The 23,142-nt window shown below is 53.5% G+C and carries 23 protein-coding genes, 1 tRNA gene and 1 other RNA gene; 1 reads left to right on the plus strand and 24 read right to left on the minus strand.

What is annotated here, in order from left to right:
- Positions 1–28 precede the first annotated feature (28 nt).
- The 4 genes from ACJU26_RS10015 to ACJU26_RS10030 all read right to left on the minus strand — a co-directional run bounded on the left by ACJU26_RS10015 (position 29) and on the right by ACJU26_RS10030 (position 3,863).
- Complete coding sequence (locus tag ACJU26_RS10015) at positions 29–1,384, minus strand: PQQ-binding-like beta-propeller repeat protein (protein WP_414039516.1); 1,356 nt, start codon at positions 1,382–1,384, stop codon at positions 29–31.
- A gap of 832 nt (positions 1,385–2,216) precedes the next feature.
- Positions 2,217–2,546, minus strand: coding sequence for a hypothetical protein (locus tag ACJU26_RS10020; RefSeq protein ID WP_414039517.1), 330 nt, complete (start codon positions 2,544–2,546; stop codon positions 2,217–2,219).
- Positions 2,547–2,622: 76 nt separating this feature from the next.
- Entirely contained in the window at positions 2,623–3,111 is a 489-nt protein-coding gene (locus tag ACJU26_RS10025; protein ID WP_414039518.1) for a DUF4168 domain-containing protein, read from the minus strand.
- 353 nt (positions 3,112–3,464) lie between these two features.
- On the minus strand, positions 3,465–3,863 hold the full coding sequence (locus tag ACJU26_RS10030; RefSeq protein WP_414039519.1) for a hypothetical protein: 399 nt from the start codon (positions 3,861–3,863) through the stop codon (positions 3,465–3,467).
- Positions 3,864–4,451: 588 nt separating this feature from the next.
- Between ACJU26_RS10030 and ACJU26_RS10035 the strand changes: the two genes are divergently transcribed.
- Complete coding sequence (locus tag ACJU26_RS10035; protein WP_414039520.1) at positions 4,452–5,966, plus strand: Do family serine endopeptidase; 1,515 nt, start codon at positions 4,452–4,454, stop codon at positions 5,964–5,966.
- A gap of 1,433 nt (positions 5,967–7,399) precedes the next feature.
- Here ACJU26_RS10035 and ACJU26_RS10040 read toward each other — a convergent pair.
- The 20 genes from ACJU26_RS10040 to ssrA all read right to left on the minus strand — a co-directional run bounded on the left by ACJU26_RS10040 (position 7,400) and on the right by ssrA (position 23,129).
- Positions 7,400–8,047, minus strand: coding sequence for a hypothetical protein (locus ACJU26_RS10040; protein ID WP_414039521.1), 648 nt, complete (start codon positions 8,045–8,047; stop codon positions 7,400–7,402).
- Positions 8,048–8,205: 158 nt separating this feature from the next.
- Positions 8,206–8,421, minus strand: a complete 216-nt coding sequence (locus ACJU26_RS10045) for a type II toxin-antitoxin system HicA family toxin (RefSeq protein WP_414039522.1) — start codon at positions 8,419–8,421, stop codon at positions 8,206–8,208.
- Positions 8,418–8,633, minus strand: a complete 216-nt coding sequence (locus tag ACJU26_RS10050; RefSeq protein WP_414039523.1) for a type II toxin-antitoxin system HicB family antitoxin — start codon at positions 8,631–8,633, stop codon at positions 8,418–8,420. Before ACJU26_RS10050 ends, ACJU26_RS10045 begins: the two co-directional genes overlap by 4 nt.
- 175 nt (positions 8,634–8,808) lie before the next feature.
- Entirely contained in the window at positions 8,809–9,750 is a 942-nt protein-coding gene (locus tag ACJU26_RS10055; RefSeq protein ID WP_414039524.1) for a hypothetical protein, read from the minus strand.
- Positions 9,751–10,396: 646 nt separating this feature from the next.
- On the minus strand, positions 10,397–12,166 hold the full coding sequence (locus tag ACJU26_RS10060; RefSeq protein WP_414039525.1) for a site-specific integrase: 1,770 nt from the start codon (positions 12,164–12,166) through the stop codon (positions 10,397–10,399).
- A gap of 104 nt (positions 12,167–12,270) precedes the next feature.
- A tRNA-Ser gene (locus tag ACJU26_RS10065) sits at positions 12,271–12,361 on the minus strand.
- A gap of 130 nt (positions 12,362–12,491) precedes the next feature.
- On the minus strand, positions 12,492–12,854 hold the full coding sequence (locus ACJU26_RS10070) for a PilZ domain-containing protein (protein WP_414039526.1): 363 nt from the start codon (positions 12,852–12,854) through the stop codon (positions 12,492–12,494).
- Positions 12,838–13,839 (minus strand): DNA polymerase III subunit delta' C-terminal domain-containing protein, encoded by a 1,002-nt coding sequence (locus ACJU26_RS10075; RefSeq protein ID WP_414039527.1) that lies wholly within the window; start codon positions 13,837–13,839, stop codon positions 12,838–12,840. The genes ACJU26_RS10070 and ACJU26_RS10075 overlap by 17 nt, the downstream gene beginning before the upstream one ends.
- Positions 13,836–14,486: a dTMP kinase gene (gene tmk, locus ACJU26_RS10080; protein ID WP_414039528.1), complete on the minus strand. Its 651-nt coding sequence runs from the start codon at positions 14,484–14,486 to the stop codon at positions 13,836–13,838. Before tmk ends, ACJU26_RS10075 begins: the two co-directional genes overlap by 4 nt.
- On the minus strand, positions 14,483–15,490 hold the full coding sequence (mltG, locus tag ACJU26_RS10085) for an endolytic transglycosylase MltG (protein WP_414041961.1): 1,008 nt from the start codon (positions 15,488–15,490) through the stop codon (positions 14,483–14,485). The genes tmk and mltG overlap by 4 nt, the downstream gene beginning before the upstream one ends.
- On the minus strand, positions 15,490–16,323 hold the full coding sequence (pabC, locus tag ACJU26_RS10090) for an aminodeoxychorismate lyase (protein WP_414039529.1): 834 nt from the start codon (positions 16,321–16,323) through the stop codon (positions 15,490–15,492). Before pabC ends, mltG begins: the two co-directional genes overlap by 1 nt.
- 26 nt (positions 16,324–16,349) lie before the next feature.
- The gene (gene fabF, locus ACJU26_RS10095) at positions 16,350–17,591 is read right to left on the minus strand and encodes a beta-ketoacyl-ACP synthase II (RefSeq protein WP_414039530.1); all 1,242 of its coding nucleotides are present in this window, start codon (positions 17,589–17,591) and stop codon (positions 16,350–16,352) included.
- A gap of 38 nt (positions 17,592–17,629) precedes the next feature.
- The gene (acpP, locus tag ACJU26_RS10100; RefSeq protein WP_414039531.1) at positions 17,630–17,878 is read right to left on the minus strand and encodes an acyl carrier protein; all 249 of its coding nucleotides are present in this window, start codon (positions 17,876–17,878) and stop codon (positions 17,630–17,632) included.
- Between the two features lie 84 nt (positions 17,879–17,962).
- Positions 17,963–18,712 (minus strand): 3-oxoacyl-ACP reductase FabG, encoded by a 750-nt coding sequence (gene fabG / locus ACJU26_RS10105; protein ID WP_414039532.1) that lies wholly within the window; start codon positions 18,710–18,712, stop codon positions 17,963–17,965.
- Entirely contained in the window at positions 18,712–19,647 is a 936-nt protein-coding gene (fabD, locus tag ACJU26_RS10110; protein ID WP_414039533.1) for an ACP S-malonyltransferase, read from the minus strand. Before fabD ends, fabG begins: the two co-directional genes overlap by 1 nt.
- Before the next feature lie 54 nt (positions 19,648–19,701).
- Complete coding sequence (locus tag ACJU26_RS10115) at positions 19,702–20,637, minus strand: beta-ketoacyl-ACP synthase III (protein WP_414039534.1); 936 nt, start codon at positions 20,635–20,637, stop codon at positions 19,702–19,704.
- 5 nt (positions 20,638–20,642) lie between these two features.
- Positions 20,643–21,668, minus strand: coding sequence for a phosphate acyltransferase PlsX (plsX, locus tag ACJU26_RS10120; RefSeq protein WP_414039535.1), 1,026 nt, complete (start codon positions 21,666–21,668; stop codon positions 20,643–20,645).
- A gap of 37 nt (positions 21,669–21,705) precedes the next feature.
- Positions 21,706–21,891, minus strand: a complete 186-nt coding sequence (gene rpmF, locus ACJU26_RS10125; RefSeq protein WP_010639780.1) for a 50S ribosomal protein L32 — start codon at positions 21,889–21,891, stop codon at positions 21,706–21,708.
- Between the two features lie 15 nt (positions 21,892–21,906).
- Entirely contained in the window at positions 21,907–22,368 is a 462-nt protein-coding gene (locus tag ACJU26_RS10130) for a YceD family protein (protein WP_414039536.1), read from the minus strand.
- Between the two features lie 397 nt (positions 22,369–22,765).
- Positions 22,766–23,129: a transfer-messenger RNA gene (gene ssrA / locus ACJU26_RS10135) on the minus strand.
- Positions 23,130–23,142 lie beyond the last annotated feature (13 nt).

Here is a 23,142-nt window from a genome sequence, read left to right on the forward strand (position 1 = left end):
CATAGACACTATTATTTTCGGTCAAGCACTAGTTAAGGTTAACGGATACGACCTTACCAGATGATCCTCCCACAACTAAATGCTTCTTACTGAGCAAAACATCTGCTGGTCCAGGCGATCCAGTAGAAAGATTTGTTTTGGATAAAATGTTTCCATTGTTGGGATTTATCGTAAACAATACACCACGACTATTTACTAAATATAATTTATCATTATAAATATTAGGATTACTGACATCCTCACCAGTATGGACGGTCCACAGTAAGCGCCCAGTTTTATCACTTAAAGCATATAATCTATGAGTTAGCCGTGGTTCTACAAATATCATACGATGCCAAGCCGTGAGTGGAGGATCATAAATTCCGGCTTTTTTGGGATCACTATCGGACATACTGGAGAAATGAATCGGTACACCTAAAAAATGCGCTGCTTTACGAATGGCCGTAATACCCCAACTAGTCCAATAGTACTTTTCATCCAGTAATCGTTGATGTATCCAGGTTTTTGGAGGCAATCTCTTCACATATATAGTTTTATTCACAACCATATCACCCGTTTTGGCTTTCATGCCGACAACCTGAAAGGTAAAATATCTCATATACTCATGGCGCCACAGATGCCTTATAATCTGTAGGAACCCATATGGTGGGATACGCATATAGGCAGTATAAATAATTCCATGGGATAGGACCGGAGATGCCTCAGCGAGATTCTGAGCATGAGAATAATTTTTTGTCCATACAACTTTATGCGTTTTCCAATTGATGTCATAAAAATAATTTTTGCCTGTGAATGAGTTGTCCGTGCCAAAATAAAGCTGATTATTTACAAGCAGGGGAGAAGACATTGCCGACCAACCACTGATGGTTGTTTTCCATAATAGATGGCCAGTTTTCTCGTTCAGAGACAGGAAATGACCTCCTCCATCAGGCACGAGGATCTCGTGATTCACATAAGCAGGCGTTGGCATCACTTGACAGCGTGTAGCATGTTCCCAAGCAATGTTTCCTGTTTTTCTATACAGGGCAACAATACCGTGTTCATAAGGAGAATGACAAGAGTAACCCTTGTTTACCGCAAACATACGCTTGCCACCCATACCAACGATTACTAGGTGCCTTGTCACAATGGGTTCTGTCATACTTATATTAGGCAACTTCGTTGACCATATAATTCGACCATCATTTCCATCTACTTTGACGACTTTTCCTTGTTGCGGATTTGATTCACCGGCGCTTATAAATAGTGAGTTCTTGTGCATGTTAATAGGAGCGATAATTCTCTCATCCAAATTGATGGTAAAACTCCCTAGTTTATGATTTGATATATTTAGGTGCCTACTATTACCTTCGAATTGAAATACCGTTGAGGAAACAGCTAACACCAGGAATGTACTCGTGGAATATAAGATAATGGAAATTACAGCGGATTTTGATATCCTAATTGCTTTTTTATAGATATCCACGTAACAGTAGTTAATCATACCTGAACCTCTTGCTTAACAATTCGATCTGATTGGCGCTCTCAACGAGGTCTTCATTGATCGCTAAAACTATCAATAATCATTCAGCCTACTCACAAATACCTCAAAGATTTATCCTGTATTTTTTTGCACATTTCAGCATTTCTTTAATCGTCTACTACTTTTCTTCGCGTTCTCACCACGATACGCTGCACACGATTTGCAAGGGATACACCAACACTAAGAATTGTATCAACAAGCTGCATAGCCATGTAAGCACCTAATCCTTTATGAATACCAGCGCCGCTGTTTTAGATCCATTGACAAGAAGCTCCAACGTAAATAATGATGACGCAAATATAATCCGAACTAGCAATAGCACGCTATTGCAACATTCCAAGTATCATGCTTAATGTGTTTTGCAATTAATACAGAATAAGAATAGCAGATAATAGCATTAAAAACATCTCAAGTGTGATTTCAGCAAGACTTCCAGAATATATTCTTGCTCAAAATAAAATTATAAGCAGTATGTTTAATATTATAATTACAGAAAAAGCATCATTGATAACATATATCGCTTCTATTAACTTATGGTTAGCTGACGATGGACTCGTTATCCATAATCATCATATCCGTGGATTAGCTCCGTACGCTCCCGTCAAACCTCCTCACGCCTCGGCAAATAGTATCATTGCGCGCGTGACCAAGAAACACAAAAACCGACTGTAAATACAGTGATATTTTGTCAAAATTAATTTAACTGGTCGTTTACAACTTCCCAGTGCCTCCCAATTTTACCAATCTCCACAATCTGAATTTGACCATTCATAACCAACGAGCAACGATATACCAAGCCGTGCAGTTTTCTACATTCATTTACTCTTGTCTCCTGGACCTTATGGTCAATATCCTGAACTTGATTTTTTGAAATATTTAAATGATCTATTGCATTTCTAGCATTCATCATATAGAGTTTTCTTAACGCCTGCCGCACATCATGATGCGTGGGACCGATAGCACATCCAGATACTGCTACAAAAGAAAATAACAGCAGCGCTAGCTTGCTTGAAATATCTTTCATTATCTAATGCTCAGGTTTAGAATATCAGAGATATCTGATGAGATATCTCTGATGGTGAGAGTCCATAGGAATGGTGTTATGAACCTGACTTTATAGCCGCCTCGACTTTATGGGCAAACTGCGGATCCTTTTGTGCCTTACTCATTAACATTTCATAGGTTCCTGCTGAAAGATGGTTTTTGGCAAGAATCCCTTGCACATCGCGCGAGTAGGTCTGTTGCAGTTGTCGCTGCTTTGCCTTGCTCACACCTTTTGCCATCGCCTCGCCCCGCATCTTATTGGTCAGCGGTCCTATTTCCCTGACTGCGGCAACGAATTTCATGAGCTCTCCATGACTCACTGCTGGACCTGCTTGCGGGGCAGCAGGCATCATGGGCTGAGCGCCCGCTTGCGGAGAACTGGAAGGCATGGGCGGTGGCGTTGTTGATGGACCATTCTGCACGGCCGGAGAGGATTGTTGGGGTTGAGTGGTGGACATAGGATTGTTCATGCTGGCAAAAGCCACGGATGTGCCTAAAACAAAGGTACCCAATGCAATGGATAAAGGTGTCTTGATGCTTTTCAATGTTGCTCCTCCTTTTCTTAAAAATGAGCACGAATAGACTTATGAGGGATAGAACAAACGCTCTATCCCTACCACGCTAACAAACAACTTAATGACTTGTCAAACAATCGATAAATATTAAAAATGCGTTGATTTCTGTTGTGTGAATCTAACGTTTATAAACATTGAATTGTTTTACAATCAAATACAAAGGTCATTTTTTGTTTAAAAACAACTAATATACAACAGTAATACTTGGGCTTTTCCATACAAAAACCATCCCGCATCAATGCAACGGCAGCCTTACTCCTGTTCAAGGGTTGTGCGTCATGGAACAGCAGACAGCCTCCCATGAGGCTATCTGCTACCGGCCGTTATGAGTCGTTAGTAGGCGGTTGATTGGGATTGGGTTGCGTTGCCGCTTGACCACCATAAGCCTGTTTGTGTTGATGCTGTGCATTGGGTGTGCCGTGCTGCTGCATGGCGGGCGGGGATGCCTGTCCTTGCGGGCCATATCCCGGAGGATGATTGGTGGGGCTGGGCTCTGCTGGTCCTGGTTGCCCACCCTGTTGCGTGGCGGGCGGGGATGCCCGGCCTTGCGGGCCATATCCGGGGGGTTGATTGGTGGGGCTGGGCTCTGGTCCTGGTTGCCCACCCCGTTGCATGGCGGGCTGCTGTGGCGGTTGGTAGCCCGCTGCACTGGCAAAAGCCACTGCCGTGCCTAACACAAACACCCCCAGACCCATCAACATGCGAGAATCTGATGCTTTCATCCATATCCTCCATTTAAACAATTCAAACGGTAAAATCCCGATCGACTAACGTCATGGATAACCTACGACGTTGTACGACGTTGCTACGCTAACAATTTAAAAACGGTGGCGTCAACCCCAATAAACCATCAATTTTCCATCAGCATTTGATTGTTCCATCATACCCACAAATGCCTGTCAACCAACGAACTGCAATGTGTTGAATAGTGTTTATTATGTTTTATGCTAATTAAGAAAATTACGGACACACAACATGTTTGTGATTTTTTTAATACAACATGTTTATATCTACCAATAGAGAGTCTACCCGATGATCACCTCTGTATAGCCTTTGAAAGGCGTGGATTTTAGACCAATCGCACAAGCTGATTTGTGCTATTTTTTGATTTGCCTAGCTCTCGCGCGATCGCTGATAACCCAGTCAAACTGGAGAAAAAATCTATGGAGCACGAGAAATTTGAGCACCATAGGGGTAAATGATATGTTAGATCCCATGTTTGAATTTGCACTATGTCATGTGTCTGCGCCTCGATGTGTCAGAACATCAACAGCGCTTACCATCGAACCACAACTCCAAAGGAGAGTCCTATGGCGAATAGTCGCCCCCAAACCCTGTTGAAACGCCCGAAACTGCTCATCACCGCTGTCGTTGCCGCGTGCTTTGGTTTCACCCTCGGTACCACGGAATGGGCGCAGGCGGATGCTACCGCCCCCGCCTTATCCATCCACACCAATACGGCGCCGCAGCAGGCTCTGGTGGCTCTCCCGGATTTCACCCCCATCATTGATCGCTATGGCCCGGCGGTGGTGAATATCAGCAGCACCACCAACAAGGTCATCCACCAGCAAGCCAATCCGTTTCCGCCCGACTCGCCTTTCTATCGCTTCTTTCAGCATTTCGGCCCTCCCGGACAGGGAGGCCCCGGCCATGAGCAACACGAAAGAATCCAGTCCCTGGGCTCGGGTTTCATCATCAGTCCCGATGGCTATATCGTCACGGCGGGGCATGTGGTCCGTGGCGCCAATCACATTGTCGTCACCCTGACCAATCACCATGCCTATCCGGCCAAACTGATCGGTCTTTCCGTGCGTTATGATACGGCCTTGCTCAAAATTGATGCCCAGAACCTCCCTACAGCGCCCATCGGGAATTCTGACAATCTGAAAGTCGGCCAGTGGCTGCTGGCGGTGGGCGCGCCCTTTGGCTTTTACAATACCGTCACCCAGGGGGTGGTCAGCGCCATGAACCGGCCGCTGCCCGATGATGAATATATTCCTTTCATCCAGAGTGATGTGCCCATCAATCCCGGCAATTCCGGCGGGCCGCTGTTCAACATGAAAGGCCAGGTGATCGGCATCAACGACCAGATTTATACCAACAGCGGCGGCTACATGGGACTGTCATTCTCCATCCCCATCAATACCGTCATGCGCGTGGTCCAGGATTTCAAGGACCACAAGCCCATTCAGTTCGGGTATCTGGGTGTGGAAGTGCAGGATGTGACGCCGCAAATGGCCCAGGCCCTGCATCTTCAGGAACCCGTCGGCGCGCTGGTGGCTTCCGTCATGCCCAACAGTCCGGCGGCCAAGGCCGGTATCCGGCCCGGTGACGTCATCGTCACCTACAACGGCAAGCCGGTGTACAACGTGGGGCAACTGCCGCCCATGGTGGGCAACACGGTGCCGGGTACCCATGCCGAGGTGGGAATCCTCCGTCATGGGGTGGCGAAAACCAAAAACGTGCTGGTCACCGCCCTGCCCAAAAACATGGATGAACAAAGCAGCAGCGCAGCACAACCCTCCGCTCCGGTCAAGACCCTGAAAATCCAGCGCATGGGTATTCATGTTCAGGATCTGAACCCGCGCATTGAAAAGCAGCTGGATGTGCACCACGGTGTCGTGGTGGTGGGAGTCAGTGAAGGCCCCGCCGCAGAAGCTGGACTCATGCCCGGCATGATCATTCAGCAGATCAACCAGCAGGATGTCCGCAACGTCGGCGAGTTGGCCCACATCGTCGCCGGACTACCTGCCGACCAACCCATCCCCCTGTTGGTCCGTCAGGGCAAAGCCAGCATCTATGTGGTCATTACCTTGTCCAAGTAAGGACTTGCTGATTCTGCAGCACGACCCGGCGTTCCTCCAGATGCGTTTTGCGTTCATCAAAACTGGATGATGGTCCAGCGTTGTTGACAAAGAGCGGCCAACTCCACAACTCCAGGGCAGGAGCTTCTATGGGGTCCAGCCAACTGGTAACCCGTCGGGCAAGACAGTTCTACGTCGAGAATCCCCTTCTATGATAGAAATGGAATTTTGGTGCAAGGAGAAAGCTGAATTGCACCCTCATTGCACACCTGCCAACGGGAACGGATTATAATGTATGGACAGCTCATTGATATATTGGCGGAGAGGGTGGGATTCTGCCCTCCACTCACATTTAATATTTACTTTCAATGAGTTGCAAACGCTCGCCTTGACCAGATAGTTACAGTGATTAGTTACAAATACAGCATCAAGCCGCTAAACTATCAGAAGCATGCGATGTTATCAATATTGCCGGTGTCAATCAGTATCAAGCAATGACCATCTATCAGACTCCTCCCGACATCATCAATCCTTCGAATGTTTGCTTCCAACCTCTGTAAATCAGCCTGGATAAACGTCTCCAAGGCAGCGTAAGCAGTCGTCCAGCGGACTGACCATCATGTTCTCGAAACCCGTCACCATGGCTGTAAACCGTAGCTGTCTTCTGAGAATGGTTTTCGAGAATTGCAACCCTTTGATTTACGGTGCAACAATCACCGCCATCTGAAGACTCCCGAAAACGGTGGTTTTTCAATACATGTTTTTCATACCATTTTTTACGCCCTTCATTCTTGCGTGCAATAATTTCCTTGCCATCTTCTACGGAACTGCAATTATCTGCACCTTTTATGCTATTACATACGTAGCAGGAGACCACCAAATTGGTGGCATCATCAGTCCCGCCATGTTTTTAGGAGTTATATGATCTATTGCGAACCATGCTCTGTTCCATTGTTCGAAGCTTCCAGTCCCAGACAATCCACAGTACTGACATGTCCAGTTGTCGCGCTCAAATATCTCTTGGTGCGGAAAATCGGTCATGAATACTCCTTGTAAATACAAAGATAAATCTGATATCGACGGAAATTCACCAGTGGTTAAATTTCTGGCTAATGGAACTATCAGGTCTATTTCAATTTTTCCATAAGGCCGCCACACTTAACACACCTTCCGAGCGTGAAGCCCTGATTTGAGCATTCACCTTGCCGCATATGATCGCAGCCCACGTTTCCGCATTTCTTGCAGCGGTACAAGGTGCTGAGGCAATGAGCATTTCCCTTTATTCTCATTCCCTGACATGTTGCCATGGCTTTCTCCTTTTTGCCATCCGTTGGTAGTTGTGAGATAGAATATATGCTCAATCCTTGTATGCTAAAGAGCTCGAAGGATGGTTAGTATAGAAGGCAAGTACACGTGCGGCTGGTCTGTTAAACATTAGTTGTCCGGAAAAACTTTTAACATCCAGTCTGGAGAATCATTGTACCAGCACACCAAGCGCTCGTACTTTCAACATGTATATCTCCAGATATGATTTTTTTACTTATATTTTTATACTTAGAATTTGTTAGTGTTTCTTCAGTTTTACCCTCAATACGTTTAAAGAAGTTTTTAATCCTTGTGCCAGCTTTATCTCTTCTACCATTATCGTAAGATACATGAAATGCAAACACAGAAAACTGTATGGAATTTCTATTACGAAGCTTTATTAACTCGATCAGCCTGCACACATCTTCATCAGATTTTTGGTGATCCCATGGCCGGACTTTCACCTCAACTGCCGTCATAGGAAGATAATCTCCGGCATCATTTTTTTCACCATATAAAAGAATATCAAATCTTCCATTCACTCGAAGCAATTTAGGTCGCCTACCAGGACCATTAGCCCCAGCAATTTCTAATGCATCCCTAACGCCATGTTCAAGTTCTATGTAAGAAATTTCTTTTAATTTAATAAGTTTGTCTGCAATACGAACGGTAGTAAAATACTCTGGTGCTCTCCAGAGCCAATAACCGCCACTCCATTTTACATATTCATGATGGGCACCTTCGATAGCGGATATTATTTCATTCGCAATTTTATTAGCAATGCTAGAAGTTGTCATATTAAAGGCTCCTCGACATTTTGAGTGAGTTGCCTGAGGCCTCCATTTTGGACACAACGCGTCATTCTGACTGATGGGCCGCTGACTCGGATAGGCGGATAGCCTGATTTTTGCCGGGCTCTCCGCCTGCCGGGTGAGGGTTGTTTCGAGACAAAACGTCATCGCAAGTCCTCTGGAGAAAGACCGGTCTGCTTGGCAAGCCGTGCCAACATCTTCGGGCCGATTTCTTCCCCGTCGTGAAACGCAAACACTATGTCCGGCCAGTTCGGTCTGGTGAGCGTTCGATGCGACCCTGTCTGTCGTTTGACGCGCCAACCAATCCGGAGAAGTGCGGCCAAGACCAGCCTCGCCTTCAAAGAAGGCCATTGACTCATGCCTGAGCACGTTCCATCGTCTCGATAGTGATGGGTGAGGCCGCCATTTCACCTTCATCGAGACGCTCCGCTATGGCCCGCAGCGCCATGGCCTCCACTTTGGCCGCCGCGTCAGTACGCGACACACCATAACACATGACGCCAGGTAGTTCCGGTATCTCCGCTATCCAACGCCCATCTTCTTCCTGTTCGTACTCCACATGGAGCCTCATCTGATCCGCCTCGCGCCATGCGCTCACCATCTGCCTGCAGGTCTATAATCCCAGAATAATTATTGATTATCAATGAATGTCCGCAATCAGTCTGCTGCAGCCCTATCCCCCGGTCCTGATAAAATTAATCTTCTGGCATCGTTCCTCGTCCTCTGCCTGGTTCTTGGTAGCATTTTTAGCCGTTCGGGCCTCCCTGGGCTTTCAGTGCTTCCAGTTCGGCAGTTAGGCGATTCACCCGCTGTGTCAAGGACGATTCCAGGGCAGACAGTTTTTTGGTGGTCCAGGTCTCCGGCGGATACAGCAGGGTGCCGACCTGCTTTATTCCGTTCCAGCGGCCTCTTGGTGTCTGCTGGGCCCAATATAGCTCAACATTGGCCAGGAAGCTGTCGGGCCAGCTTTCTGCGTGCGCCACCTGCAGCAACCGATGCGTCAACAGCGCGCCCAGATGCTCCTCGGCATAGTACAGTTCGAGCCCCATCAGATATACCCCTTCGCTGATCTGGTAGGCAGCCGTCCAGGCCCTCGACAGAGGTCCCCGGATCAGGCGGCAGAGGGCTTCAAAATCCTGGCGCTTGCGGCTGTGTGCTTCCACCTCCACCCATTGCATGGCCGCACCGGTTGCATCAACTTCCAGGGTCGCGCCATCGGGCACTTTGTTGGCCACCGTGATGTCGGGGGTGCGTCGTGTCTGGATTTCATATTCTGTCCAGATTTGCATTCCCTGCAACATCCGGGTGATAAGAATATTATTACTGAGGCTCCGGTGCCGCACATTGCCCAGCCGCAAATCCAGTCCTGACTTGGCGATTACGGTAGGCCGGAAGCTCTTTAGGTAACGCACTCCAGCTGGGCGCAGTACATAGGCAGAGCCGCCGCCGTCGATGACCCGACGCCGCAGCAGGCCCTTTTCCTGGGCTTTGCCGAGCAGCCGCTGGCCGAGCTTTTCGCGGGTGGCAGGAGTGCTGCCCGGCCAGAGGATGCGGGTGATCTGGTCGCGGGTGAGCCAGCCAAAGCGGCTGATCGCTTCAAGGGCGTCGAGGAGGTTCTTCTGGTGCTGCTGTAAGGTATCCATGCCCAATATAGCACCCGGTTTGCACAGTCCGCTGAGGTCGGCCATGATCGCCCTTGCGGCGGCTTTGCCTGCTGGGGGCAATGTACCGACCCTCGTGCCGGATGGGTTCCGATCGCTACCGCGCTCTACACCCAGGAGTATGGCCCCCAAGGGGGCCATGATTCGGGGCAGGAAGCCCGGAAATTTGGGGCTGAACGCCCCATTTCCAGGCCCAGTGCTGGACGCACTGGCCTGCCCCCTTACAGCGGTCCCCCGGGCGCTTTGCGCCCGGCGGCAACCCGCTCACACGGTGCCGCTGGACGCGCACCGGCTTCGTCGCCTGCGGCTCCTCGGGTTCCGGCGCTGCGCGCCTCCACCTGAGCAAGTTGCCCCCGGCCTGCGGCCCGGGGGACGGGGCTCCGCCCCCCGACTCAAAACCGGCACCTGGGGGTGCCTGGCCACACGGTGCCGCGCTGGACGCGCGGCCCTATCGTGTGTCCTTTTGATCGGCGCCCCCCAGCCTCTTCCCGGTTCGTGCTGGACGCACGATCCGTCCAGAGGGGTTCCGCAGGTCGGCTGCGCCGCCCGCTGCACCCCGCAGCGACGGCGATGTCTGGTGGCTGCGGCTCCCGCCATCTGCGCTAGGGCGTCTTCCCGGCCCTGGAATCCCTGGTCTAGTCCTGCTACCAGCGTTTCGCCCGTCTCGCGGTCTTCAGGGCACCCTATGGGGGTGCCCTCCTGCTGCTTTGTTGGTCAGGGTTTTGCTGCCGGTGAATGGCAATGGTCGGGGGATCGTGAAGGGGATCGTGATCCGTTGGATCTCCGCATATAACACCTCCAGGGCGAAGCCTTCTCCATAACTGTCCCCGGTATCGCTGGAAGCATGCCCGGTGAGCTGGTGGTGCGCATCCTTGGGAATGCGGGCATTGCGGCAGAGGTCTTTGAAGGTGTGCCGGAAGGAATGGAATACGACATTGTCCGGGAACCCCAGCTGTTTGTGAATATAGCCGTTGAACCAGCGGCCCAGCACTTCACTGTCGGTCTTGTTGATGCCTTTGGTCTTGAGAAAGGGCCACAGGCGTTCCTGTCCGCTGGCTCTGATGGCTTCCACATAGTCGAGAAAACCCAGTTCGATCAGTTGAGGATGCAGGGGGATCTGCCGCAGGCTTTCGTCGTTTTTCCCTCGGCGAATGCGCAAATGCGGCAGCGGCACGATTTCGAAATTCTGGAGGGTGAGGCGGCCCAGTTCATCCAGCCGGGCGCCGGTAAAAAGCCCCAGGAGGGGGAGCCAGATCCGGGCATGGTACCCGCCGCCGCCGGTTGGTCGGCGTTGGGAGAAAAGCCCTTCCGGGGAGAAGATCCGGGCCAGTTGTTCCAGGCTGAAGGGCTTGCGGTCTTCCCCGGTATCGACACCGATTTTCTGCACAAAGCGGGCGTAGTCAAAATCGGCAAGGGGATTACTGGGCAGCATTTCGTCTTTGACGGCAATAGAAAACAGGGCGCCCATGAGGGTGCCTTTCTTCTCCAGGGTCTTGGCCTTATTCCCCCGGGTGTCGCGCTGGTGGCGTAGCCAGGCGGTGGCATCCTGCCGGGTCAGGGTGGCGGGGGTTTTATGGGGCAGGAAGCTGGAAAGGGACTGGATCAGGGTCTGCATCTCCTGCACGGTCCGTGGGCGCCGTTCGCAGTCCTGCTGCCAGTATTCCAGCAAGCCCTGCCAGCTGAGTGCGGTGGGTTGCTTTTCCGATGGGGTGACGGGCAGTTCCGGGCTGGCGACAGATTCTCCCGCCTGGCGCCGACGCAGGTCCCGGGAGGCGGCCCGGAAGGCGGTGGCGAAGGGTTCGAAACCTGCCTCCAGGCGCCAGTAATTGACGTCCCGTCCGGTGGCCAGATGCAGGAAATGGGCGATGTTGATTTTGAGCTCCTTCAGGAGAGCGATGTCTCCGGCAACCCCCGGCGGAGGGAGATCTCCCACAAAATAAGGGCTCTCTCGCGGGATCAGCCAGCGGTCTTCCGCGTCATCGCCCGGCATCCCGGGAGCCAGTTGGGAGGTGATCAGCTGCCGATATTCTGCTTCGTCTTCCTGCAGGATGGAGGCATACATCAGCTGTGCGGCTTGTTGAATTTCTTCCGGCGAAAACTTCGGACGGGGAACTGGTTTGACGAACTGCAGGAGATCCGCCTGCTGTTCCGCTGGTAGGGTGTCGAAGAGCTCTTGCAGAATCGTGCCTTCGGGTTCGTCTGTACAGGGGATTTCCCGGTGCACGGGAGGTGTCTGGGCCTGGAGGACCTCGTCCACCTCAACGGCATAGCGGCGGGCCAGGCGTTCGGCTTCCCGGCGGTTGCCGGTACCCAGGGAAAACCGCAGATAACCGTTCCCGCCAACTTTGCGGGGGCCGGACGCGAGGTGCAGATTCTGGCCTTGAAAAGCATCGGGGAGCTTGCGGGAAAAATGGAAGAGCGCACCTCTGCGGAGCAGGTACATAGGGTTCTTGACCTCACTTTTAGCTACACTTCTAGCCACAGTGTCTAGTCACAACCCATTGAAAGATAACTTCCTTTGTGGAAAATCAGGCAGTTAATATAATATGGCGGAGAGGGTGGGATTCGAACCCACGGTACCCTTTTGGAGTACACAGCATTTCCAGTGCTGCACCTTCGGCCGCTCGGTCACCTCTCCTGAGGCTGCGAAGTGTAACCCAGACCCTGCTCAAAGAGCAATCAGAAAAGGCGCGTTGTTAAGACGGGTGAACGGGTCAACGCCCCCAGCAAACGGACAGGTGCAAAAGCAGGATGAGTTGCCGCTGCTCTCAAAAACTCAGGATGACATCAGGATGGGAGGGCAATCCAGATAAGGCATTCTGAATACGGGTGAGCACTCCTGAGCGATCATTCTGAAATTGCACGCCGATGGCGGATGGGCGGCCCTCCCGGTTTTCCAGGGGGGTTACCCAGATGACCTTGCCCATTACCGGGGCGCGGGGCTGACTGTCCGGCAGGGTAATCATCAGCAATACTTCTGTGCCCATGGGCAGGATATTGGGCGTTTCTACCAGCAGGCCCCCGCCCTTGATGGCAGGCATGAAACAACGCTGCACCGCTTGGGGATCGCGCAGCACCACGGACAAGGCGGTAGCCACGCCTCCCGGTTTGGACTCAGTTTTGAACTCCATGGCTTGTCCTCCTCGGCCACAATTTCAGCCAGTCCAAAAGCAATTTTTCCATCACCATGACGCCATTACTGTTCTGGGCCAAGGTTAATGGCAACTGTAACCAGTCATCCAGGGTCGCTTGCAAAGCTTCTGCAGAAATATCCGGCGCTATGGGTTGTAGTTCATCTAGATAGTCCAGATCGGCGATCCTGTCCAGCAGGCCCTGTTGCAGGCGCATGAAATCGGCGATGAGACCCAAAACCATTTCCCGGATCAGGAACAGATCTGCACTCTTGCTCCATTGTTCTGCCAGCTTGAGTGCTGCCACCACGCCCTGTCCGGGCAAATCGAGCATATGGCGCATCCATTCCCGGCGTTGGTCGATCCAGCCTGCTTCCCAGAGCTCCAGCGCCCGCACCGGACGGTTACCTAACTGACGGAGTAAAGCCATGCTATTTTCGGCATCTATCCCCTGTTGTTGCAGCCACTGCCTGGATTCGGCCATTTCCATGACTGGTAGGGGGATACGCTGCAGACGGGAACGAATGGTGGGCAATAACCGGGATATCTGCTCACTGTGCAAAAGCACATGCGCACGCGCGGGGGGTTCTTCCAGGGTTTTCAAAATGGCATTGGCAGCGGCCACTGTCATGGCTTCCGCATGATCGATGCGGAGCCAGCGTGTCGCGCTGACCTGGGGGGTATAGTGAATCCACTCCATGCCCTGACGCAGAGCATCAATGGCGATGGCTTTTCCCGGTTCGGCCGCTACTATCCAGAGATCGGGATGAGCAGCTTCGGCGAGGAGCTTGCAGGAGCGGCAATCTCCGCAGGCAAAGCCATCGTCAGTCGGCATAAAACATAGCTGTGCTGCCTGCAGGAGATCCAGATACCAGCCCAGTAGAGAACCGGGCTCTCCGGCGGCCAGCATGGCCTGGGGCAAGCCGGAACTCAGTAGAGCCCGGATGGGTTGCCAAGCGTGGGGATCAGGGCGGAACAATTTCATGAAAAATGCTGCTTGAGACGAGGGGCCAAGTCCGCCAACAGCGTCGCATGAACCTGATCGATGGACGCTGCGGCGTCAATGCGCAAAATGCGCCCAGGCTCAGCGGCCTGACGTTGGGCAAAAACCGACCGCACCCGGGTAAAAAACGCCATTTGTTCCTGTTCCAGACGATCAGCCTTGCGGGCGCGAATCCGGGCTGCACCTAGTTCCGGACTCACATCAAACCAGAAAGTCAGATCTGGGGCCTGGGTGATGCCGGCCCAGCGTGCCAGTTCCGCAATGCGTCCCTGGGGAAATCCCCGACCGCCACTCTGATAGGCATAAGTAGAATCCTCATAGCGGTCACAAAGCACGATTTTCCCTTCCGCCAGGGCTGGTTGAATCCGGTTCAACCAATGGTCGCGCCTCCCGGCATAGAGCAGGAGCAATTCTGCTTCCGCATCCAGGGTCAATTCCGGATTCAAAAATATCCCGCGCAAAGCTTCCCCGAGTGGCCCGCCTCCCGGTTCCCGGGTGCGCTCAACAGCGTATCCCTGGGCCTCGCAAAAAGCCGCCAGTATGGGTATGGCGGAGCTTTTGCCCGCACCTTCAATACCTTCCAGGGTGATGAACATTCCCCGCCGGATGGTGGATTCCTGAACTGTCATGAAGCCGTCCTTGCAGTGGCTTGCAGATACCGTTTTATCTGCTGGATATGTTGCGCATAAGTGGTGGAATAATGATAAGTATTTCCTTGGGCGATAAAATAGAGATTCTGGCTGTCACTGGGATGCAATACCGCCTGTAAACTGCTCATTCCGGGCATGGCAATGGGGGTTGGGGGTAAGCCCGCATGCAGATAGGTATTAAACGGGCTGGAAACCTGCATATCCTGGGGCGTCAAATGGCCCTGATAATGCTTGCCCAGGGCATAAATGACCGTGGGATCCGATTGCAGGGGCATCCCCTTGCGCAAGCGATTCAAGAAAACAGCGGCTATATGAGCCTGCTGTGCCGGAGGAGCCCCTTCCTTTTGGACGATAGAAGCCAGAATGAGCGCCTGATAAGGGTCTTGCAAAGGGAGTCCGGCGGCACGTTTTGACCATAAGTGCCATAAATTGGTGTGCATACGCTGATAGGCCCGTTTGAGAATACTTAGAGCAGTAGAGCCAGGCACATAACGATAACTATCCGGGAAAAGCCAACCCTCGGCACTGCCATTGGCCCCTACCCCCACATCCGCCAGTTGCCGGCCTGCCTGCTCGCCCACTGGAAGTGCGTGCAGGTTCAGATAGGGTGAATCATTGTGCAGCGCCTGAAGTACCATCGACAGGGTCCATCCCGGAATAATCACCAGATTCAAAGGCGTGGATTGTCCATTACGTAAACGCCGCAAGACTTGCTCCTGCGAAATCCGACCCTGAAAATCATACAGACCCGCCTGCAGAATGGGATGCCCCGCCATCATCCAGGCAAGTCGGAACATCTGCGGATAAGGCAGAATACCCGCCTGGTGCAGAGTTTGGATGCTTTCCAGGGCCCCGCTGCCGAGTCGGATGGGCACCTGTTTTCCCCCTTTGGGTAAAGTCTGGGGCCAGTACATGGTAAAACCATAATATCCCAGCGGAGCCAGGATCATCACCAGCAAAAATGACAGGAGGATACGCCGCATCACCAATAACCCAGACCCAGTGCAGACTGCCAGGCCAGTATTCGGGCGCTGATTTCTCCCCGATCACCGGGTAGTCTGCGGCCCTGAAACTGTTTGACCGGCCAGATGCCGATCAGGCTGTTACTGAAAAAAATTTCATCGGCAGCATCGAGAGATTCCGCAAGATAATCCCCCATAACAGAAGAAATCCCCCACTCCTGCAAACAGTTCAGGATGGCATTGCGCTGAATCCCGGCAATACCACCGGTTTCCAGTGAAGGAGTATGCACCATGCCTGCCGAAACCCAGAATATATTGGACATGATTCCTTCACGCAGAAAACCATGCTGATCGAGGAGAATGCCTTCCGCATACGCCGCCGGAAGCGCATTCCGGGCCATGATCTGATTCAATCGATTGAGGGTTTTGGCTTGCAGATAAGGCGCTCCGGTCAGCAGGGGTACGCTGCAAATATCTGTGAGGATGCCCGGTTGCCAATGATCCGCACTGCGTTGAGGCCAGTCCGTGGCAAATAGATAGCGGCAGGGAGGACTGTGGCGAGGAATGCCGTATCCCCAACCCGAACCTCGACTCAAAACCAGCTTGAGGACATAGCGCTCGGAACCGGCCATTTCTTCTTGCAGCTTGCGCAGGTCTTCCCGCCACTGCTCTGGACGGGGTGCGGCCATGTGCAGCATGGCAGCACCGGACTGGAGTCGGTGCAGATGCTCGTTCCAGAACAGGGGTTTCCCCTGAATGACCGGGATCGTCTCAAACAGACCATCCCCATAATGAAAAGCGCGATCCAGTGCAGCCTGACAGGCTCCCATTACCTGCGGGAGCCCATCTATCATGGCGGCCTGCACACCCACGGCAAAAATCAGTCGCTATGACGGCGAAACACGAGGGTACTGTTGGTCCCACCAAAACCGAAAGAATTGCTCAAGGCCACTTCAACGGCCTGTTTGCGGGCCTGCAAGGGAACATAATCCAGGTCACAGCCCTCATCCGCCTCTTCGAGGTTGATGGTGGGCGGCAACACCCCATGATACAGGGCCAGGGTGGTGAATACGGCTTCCACCCCACCCGCTGCGCCCAGCAGATGACCCGTCATGGACTTGGTGGAACTCATGGCCAAAGAACGCGCATGGTCGCCAAATACGGTGTGAACCGCTTCCGTTTCCACCAAGTCACCCAAGGGAGTGGAAGTACCATGAGCATTGATATACCCCACCTGTTCAGGAGAAATACCCGCATTATGCAGAGCAACCCGCATACAACGAGCAGCTCCCTCCCCTCCTGGGGAGGGCTGGGTCATGTGATAGGCATCGGAGCTCATACCATAACCGGCCAGCTCCCCATAAATACGGGCACCACGGCGTCTGGCGAACTCATATTCCTCCAGCACCAGAATGCCGGCACCTTCTCCCAGCACAAAACCATCACGGTCCTTGTCCCAGGGGCGACTGGCCTTTTCCGGTGCGTCATTGCGGGTCGAGAGAGCCCGCGCCGCCGAGAACCCACCCAGACCCAGGGGGCTGATAGCCGCTTCCGTACCCCCGGCAATCATGACGTCGGCATCTCCATATTCAATGAGCCGCGCCGCATCACCGATGGAATGGGTGCCCGTGGAACAGGCCGTAGCCATGGCAATATTGGGGCCCTTGGCGCCATACATGATGGAAATGTGTCCGGCGACCATGTTCACGATACAGCGCGGAATAAAAAACGGAGAAATACGACGGGGACCGCTTTCGGTGACAATCTGATGTTCGGATTCAATGCCGGGCAAGCCACCGATACCGCTGCCGATGGATACTCCAACCCGCTCGGCAATGTCCGGACCGATTTTCAGACCAGCATCCTCGATGGCCTCCATTGCCGCCACGATGCCGTAATGGATGAATAAATCCATTTTCTTGGCATCCTTGCTGGAAATGTACTGGGTGATATCAAAACCACGCACTTCCCCGGCAATCTGCGAGCTATAGGGACCGGGATCAATACGTGTGACGCGGCCTATACCGCTCCGCCCCTGGACAATGGCATCCCATGCAGCAGGAATGCCGATACCCACCGGCGAGACGATACCCAGCCCCGTAATGACTACGCGCTTCTTCAAATCTCGGCTCTCCTCATGATCCTGAAAGGAATTGCTACTCAGGCATCCTTGGCGGGTATATGAGAAGTCACATAATCAATGGCCTGCTGCACGGTAGCAATTTTTTCGGCTTCTTCATCGGGAATTTCGCAGTCAAATTCTTCTTCGAGGGCCATGACCAGTTCTACCGTATCCAGAGAATCAGCGCCCAGATCATCCACAAAGGAAGCTTCATTGGTCACTTCATCCTCATTCACGCCCAACTGCTCGACTACTACTTTCTTTACGCGTTCTGCCACATTTTCCATTTGGGAGAAACTCCTTTGCTGGTTAAAAATTATTGTCGGCGAGATTGGACCACAGGGGTGCAGTCCTGTAAAGCCAACACCGTCCTATCCCATCCACATACCACCATTGACATGCAGAATCTGTCCCGTGACGTAGCTTGCCTGCGGACTGGCCAGATACGCCACGGCTCCCGCCACATCGGCCACAGAACCCAGGCGCCCTGCCGGAATCTGCTGCAGCAAAACTTCCTTGTGCGCCTCGGACAGTCCTTCTGTCATATCGGTGGCAATGAAACCGGGGGCCACACAATTGACCGTCACTTGCCGGGCGGCCACCTCACGCGCCAGGGCCCGGGTAAATCCTGCCACTCCGGCCTTGGCAGCGGCATAATTGCTCTGCCCGGCATTACCCATACTACCCACCACCGAGGTGATGTTGATTATACGTCCAAAACGCGCCTTAAGCATATCGCGCACACAAATCCTGCTGAGGCGATAGACGGCGCGCAAATTGGTGGCCATGACCGCATCCCAATCCTCATCCTTCATGCGCAGGAGGAGCTGGTCACGGGTGATGCCAGCATTATTCACGAGAATGGCCGGAGCCCCGTAATGACTCTGGATCTGTTTCAGGCAATCATCCATCGCCGCATCATCGGTGACATCCAGAACCATTCCCAGTCCTTGAATTCCCCGCGCCGCAAAATCTGCCGTGATCGCTTCGGCGCCCTTGCTGCTCGTTGCCGTGGCAATCACATAGGCACCCTCCAGTCCGAGCACGCGGGCGATTTCCTGACCGATGCCGCGACTGCCGCCGGTGACCAGAGCCACGGTTTTATCGGAATGGGCATCCATCAGACCAACTCCAGGGCGGCCTTGAGACTTTTACCATCTTCCACATGCAGCATGGTCAGCGAGGGCTCGATGCGTTTGCCCAAACCGGACAAGACCCGCCCGGGTCCCATCTCCACAAAAGTCAGGGCTCCCTGGCGAGCCAGATGCCGAATGATTTCTGTCCAGCGCACCGGGCTATACAACTGCTTGGCAAGTACCGTCCGGATGCTTTCGGGGGTATTGTGACTCTGCACATCGGCATTGTGAATCAGCATGGCCTTGGGGGTACGAAAGGAAACGGACTCCAGCACCGTTGCAAATTGCTGGGCTGCATCCCGCATCAAACTGCAATGGCTGGGGACGCTGACCGGGAGCATGACCACCCGTTTGACACCCGCATTGCGGGCGGCCTCCACCAATCTTTCGACGGCAGCCGACTCACCGGCCACCACCACCTGCCCCGGGGCATTGAAGTTGGCGGCGGCCAGGACGTCACCCTGCGCTTCCTGGGTACACAGTCGCTTGAGATCCTCATCCGCCAGGCCAATCACCGCCGCCATGGCTCCAGTACCCTCGGGCACGGCTTCCTGCATCAAGCGGCCGCGTTCAGCGACCAGACGCACGGCGTCCTTGTAATCGAGAGCCTCGGCAACCACCAGGGCGGTATATTCGCCCAGGGAATGTCCAGCGACAAAATCCGGATAAGCACCGCCCTCTTCTTCCCAAACCCGATAGACGGCATAGCCTGCCGCCAGCATCAGCGGCTGGGTCCAGCGAGTCTGGTTGAGTTTTTCGACAGGACCATTTTGACTGAGTGCCCAGAGATCCTCTCCCAGCACTTCGGAGGCCTCGGCAAAAACTTCCTGCACCAGAGGATGGGTAGACGCCAGATCGGCGAGCATTTGAATGGACTGGGAACCCTGACCGGGAAACACAAAGGCGATAGAGCCGTGCAAACGAACCTCCTCCAAAAGCAAACTGTCAGCCGACGCGCGCTGCCGCCGAAAACTTCAAGACCAACGCAATAAAGCCGAACCCCAAGTAAAGCCGGCACCAAAAGCTTCCAGCAGAATTTTCTGATCTGCCTTGAAACAACCCCGCCTTGCAGCGTCATTCAGCGCCAAAGGCACCGATGCTGCAGAAGTATTACCATGATGTTCTACCGTCGTCACTACCCGATCCATGGGGATCTGCAATTTGTCGGCGGTAGCCTGAATGATGCGGATATTGGCCTGGTGGGGTACCAACCAATCAATATCCTCTGGCTCCAGTTGGTTTTTCATGAGGGTTTCCTGAACGATGTCCCCCAGTGTACGGACCGCCATGCGGAATACGGCATTCCCCTGCATGGTCAGTTGCTCCCGGTCTTCGGGAACCTGCAACAGTTCGGCATAGGCGCCATCGGCATGCAGGTGCGTAGAGATGATGCCCGGCTGCGCATCTGCCCGTAACACGACTGCTCCCGCGCCATCCCCAAACAAAATGCAGCTGGAGCGGTCGGACCAGTCCACAACCCGGGACATGCTTTCCACCCCCACCACCAGCGCGTTTTTGACGATACCGCCGCGCATGAACTGATCGGCAGTCGCCAAGGCATAAATAAAACCCGTGCACACTGCCTGCACATCAAAAGCCGGAGCGCCACGATTGCCCAGCCGCGCTTGCAAGAGGCAGGCGGTGCTGGGAAAAATCTGATCCGGCGTAGTGGTGGCGACAATGATGAGGTCCAGATCTTCGGCCGCCAGGCCCGCATCCTGCAGCGCCTCGCGAGCGGCCAACTCCGCCATGTCGACGGTTTTCTCGTTTTCGGCGACGATATGGCGGGAGCGAATGCCGGTGCGCTCAAAAATCCAGGCATCACTGGTGTCGACCATCTGCTCCAGATCGGCATTATGCAGGACCCGCTCGGGCAGATAGCCGCCGGTGGCGACAATACGGCTATACATGGGATTCACGCGCTGTTTCGCACCACGGGGTCGAGGTTTTCCTGAATGACTTCGGCGATGTGCAGAGTCAGACGATGCTTGGCCTCGGCTATGGCGACTTCCACCGCCCGGGCAAAAGCATAGCGATCCGCATTACCATGACTTTTGATGACAATACCATTGAGGCCCAGGAGAGTCGCTCCATTATATTGCCGGGAGTCCAGACGTTTTCTCAGACGCTGCAAGATGGGACGATTCACCAGATAGGCCAGTTTTCCGTACAATCCCTTGGTATAGCTGGCCCGCAATTCGTTACTGATCATGCTGGCCAGGCCCTCGGAGGTTTTCAGCGCGACATTGCCGACAAAACCATCACAGACCACCACATCGGCAACCCCGCGATAAATGTCGGAGCCTTCCACATTGCCGATAAAGTTGAGTCGCGCCGCACGGAGTAGCAAGGAAGCTTCCTTGACCTGTTCATTTCCCTTGATTTCTTCGGAGCCGATATTGAGCAGACCGACACGCGGTTTGGGTACACCCATCACCCGCTCGGCCAGAATGGAACCCATGACGGCGAATTGCAGCAGATGCTCCGGGTGACAATCCACATTGGCCCCCAGGTCCAGAGCCAGAAAACGTCCCGTGGTGGTCGGCAGAAAAGCGGCAATGGCCGGCCGATCAATGCCGGGGATGGTCCGCAAAAAAACCTTGCCCATGGCCATCAGTGCCCCTGTATTACCGGCGCTGACCACCGCATCGGCATGACCGTCCCGGAGCAGGGTAATGGCCACATGCATGGAGGAATCACGCTTGCCACGCAAGGCCTGGGAAGGAGCCTCATCCATCCCGACCACCTGGCTGGCATGATGCAGTTGAATGTGTTCATCATCCCGAAGGTGTACACGTTGCAATTCCCTTTGCAGAATGCTGCTGTCACCGACCAAATGAAAAGTGACATCGGGATGATGCACTACCAGATCCTTAATGGCAGGAATCACCGTCGATGGACCACTGTCTCCACTCATGGCATCTACCGCTATATGCGGCATGGGAACCACCTCGCTACAAACCCGCTCAGCAAGTTTTTCAGGCTTCCACAGACTTCTTGACCATTTCCCGGCCCTTGTAGAATCCGCACTCGGGGCAGACATGATGGGGCAATTTGGCGGCACCGCAATTGGCACAGACCGAACGATTGACGGTCACCAAAAAATCATGAGCGCGCCGCATGTTACGACGCGAATGGGATGTTTTACTTTGTGGAACGGCCATGTCTCACTTTCTCCATTAATCAACAGTAACAAATACTTCCCGTCCGGACACCGGACAAATACCGGTCTGCCACTCCGCACAGCGCGGAACCATGGGCAAGGCCAGCAACACTTCATCTTCCAGCCAGGTCTGCAGAGCCACCGCGCCCTTCTCGGCCAAAACCACATCCAGATCCGGGTCCAAGGCGCCAACTGCCGCTTCTGACTCTGCCAGAGCACTGTGTACGGGGACTTGCAGGACCAAGGGCATATTCCCCAGACAGCGCTCACAACGAATCTGCCCCTCCACCTCGATCATCCCTTCTGCCAGCACCACCGAGCCGGTCCGGCGCAAAACCACTTGCACCTGGACGACATCCAGTTGCTTCAGCGCCGCAGCCAGTCGCGCCCAAAGCGCAAGGTCCACCGAACCTGCGAGGGTATCCCCCAGTTCGGCCACCTTGGCAATATACAGACTATGTGTTTTCGCGGAAAACATAAGCGCGGCATGTTAGCGGTGACTGGGGGTTAAGTAAAGTATTTCATGCCAAATATCAGCTCAAATTTGTTGTGTTGGGCGTTCATGATTCATTACCAGTGACGGGAAGGGTCTTGACGACTGAACTGCGCGAGAATCAGGCCAGGCTTGAGTGAGGCGATGGTTTTATGGCAAGGCGTGGTGATGGCTCAAGCCCGGGAGAATTCGTCATCATTCCGCAGGCAACATCAGAACCCACTGCGGACAGTGGGATCAGCAGACGATTGCTGCAATCGCCGCATTTGATGCGCGGCTTTTCGTAAACACCGGCACGCCACTCGTTGGCGCAGACTGGGGCCGCGTGTGCGGGGATTTCAGGCAAAATAAAGAGCCCGGAGACTATCCGAGCCCTTGGATATGGTGGAGGCGGCGGGAATTGAACCCGCGTCCGCAAGACCTAGACCACCGGATCTACATGCGTAGTTTGTCTATTGGCTTTAACCGCGCCACCCTCCGACAAACAGGATGATGCTACGGCGATTCTGCTTTGATTTAGGATCAGCTCCACAGACTAGAACAGACCCGATTCCGTGTTTCATGACCCTCCGCGCGCCTTGCGGCTCCGGATCCCCGGACAAATCCGGGCAGAGGGCTCACTGCTTAAGCAGCGAGGGCGTAATTGCTGTCGTTGGCAATTATGAATCTGCGACCAGTTTTAAGAGCAAACCGCAGCTCTGCATGCACCGAAGGCTTCGCGACCTGCGTCGAAGCCGGTCGCCCCCTTTTACGTCAACA

This window comes from Acidithiobacillus sp. M4-SHS-6 (assembly GCF_047421495.1).
Classification (GTDB): domain Bacteria; phylum Pseudomonadota; class Gammaproteobacteria; order Acidithiobacillales; family Acidithiobacillaceae; genus Acidithiobacillus.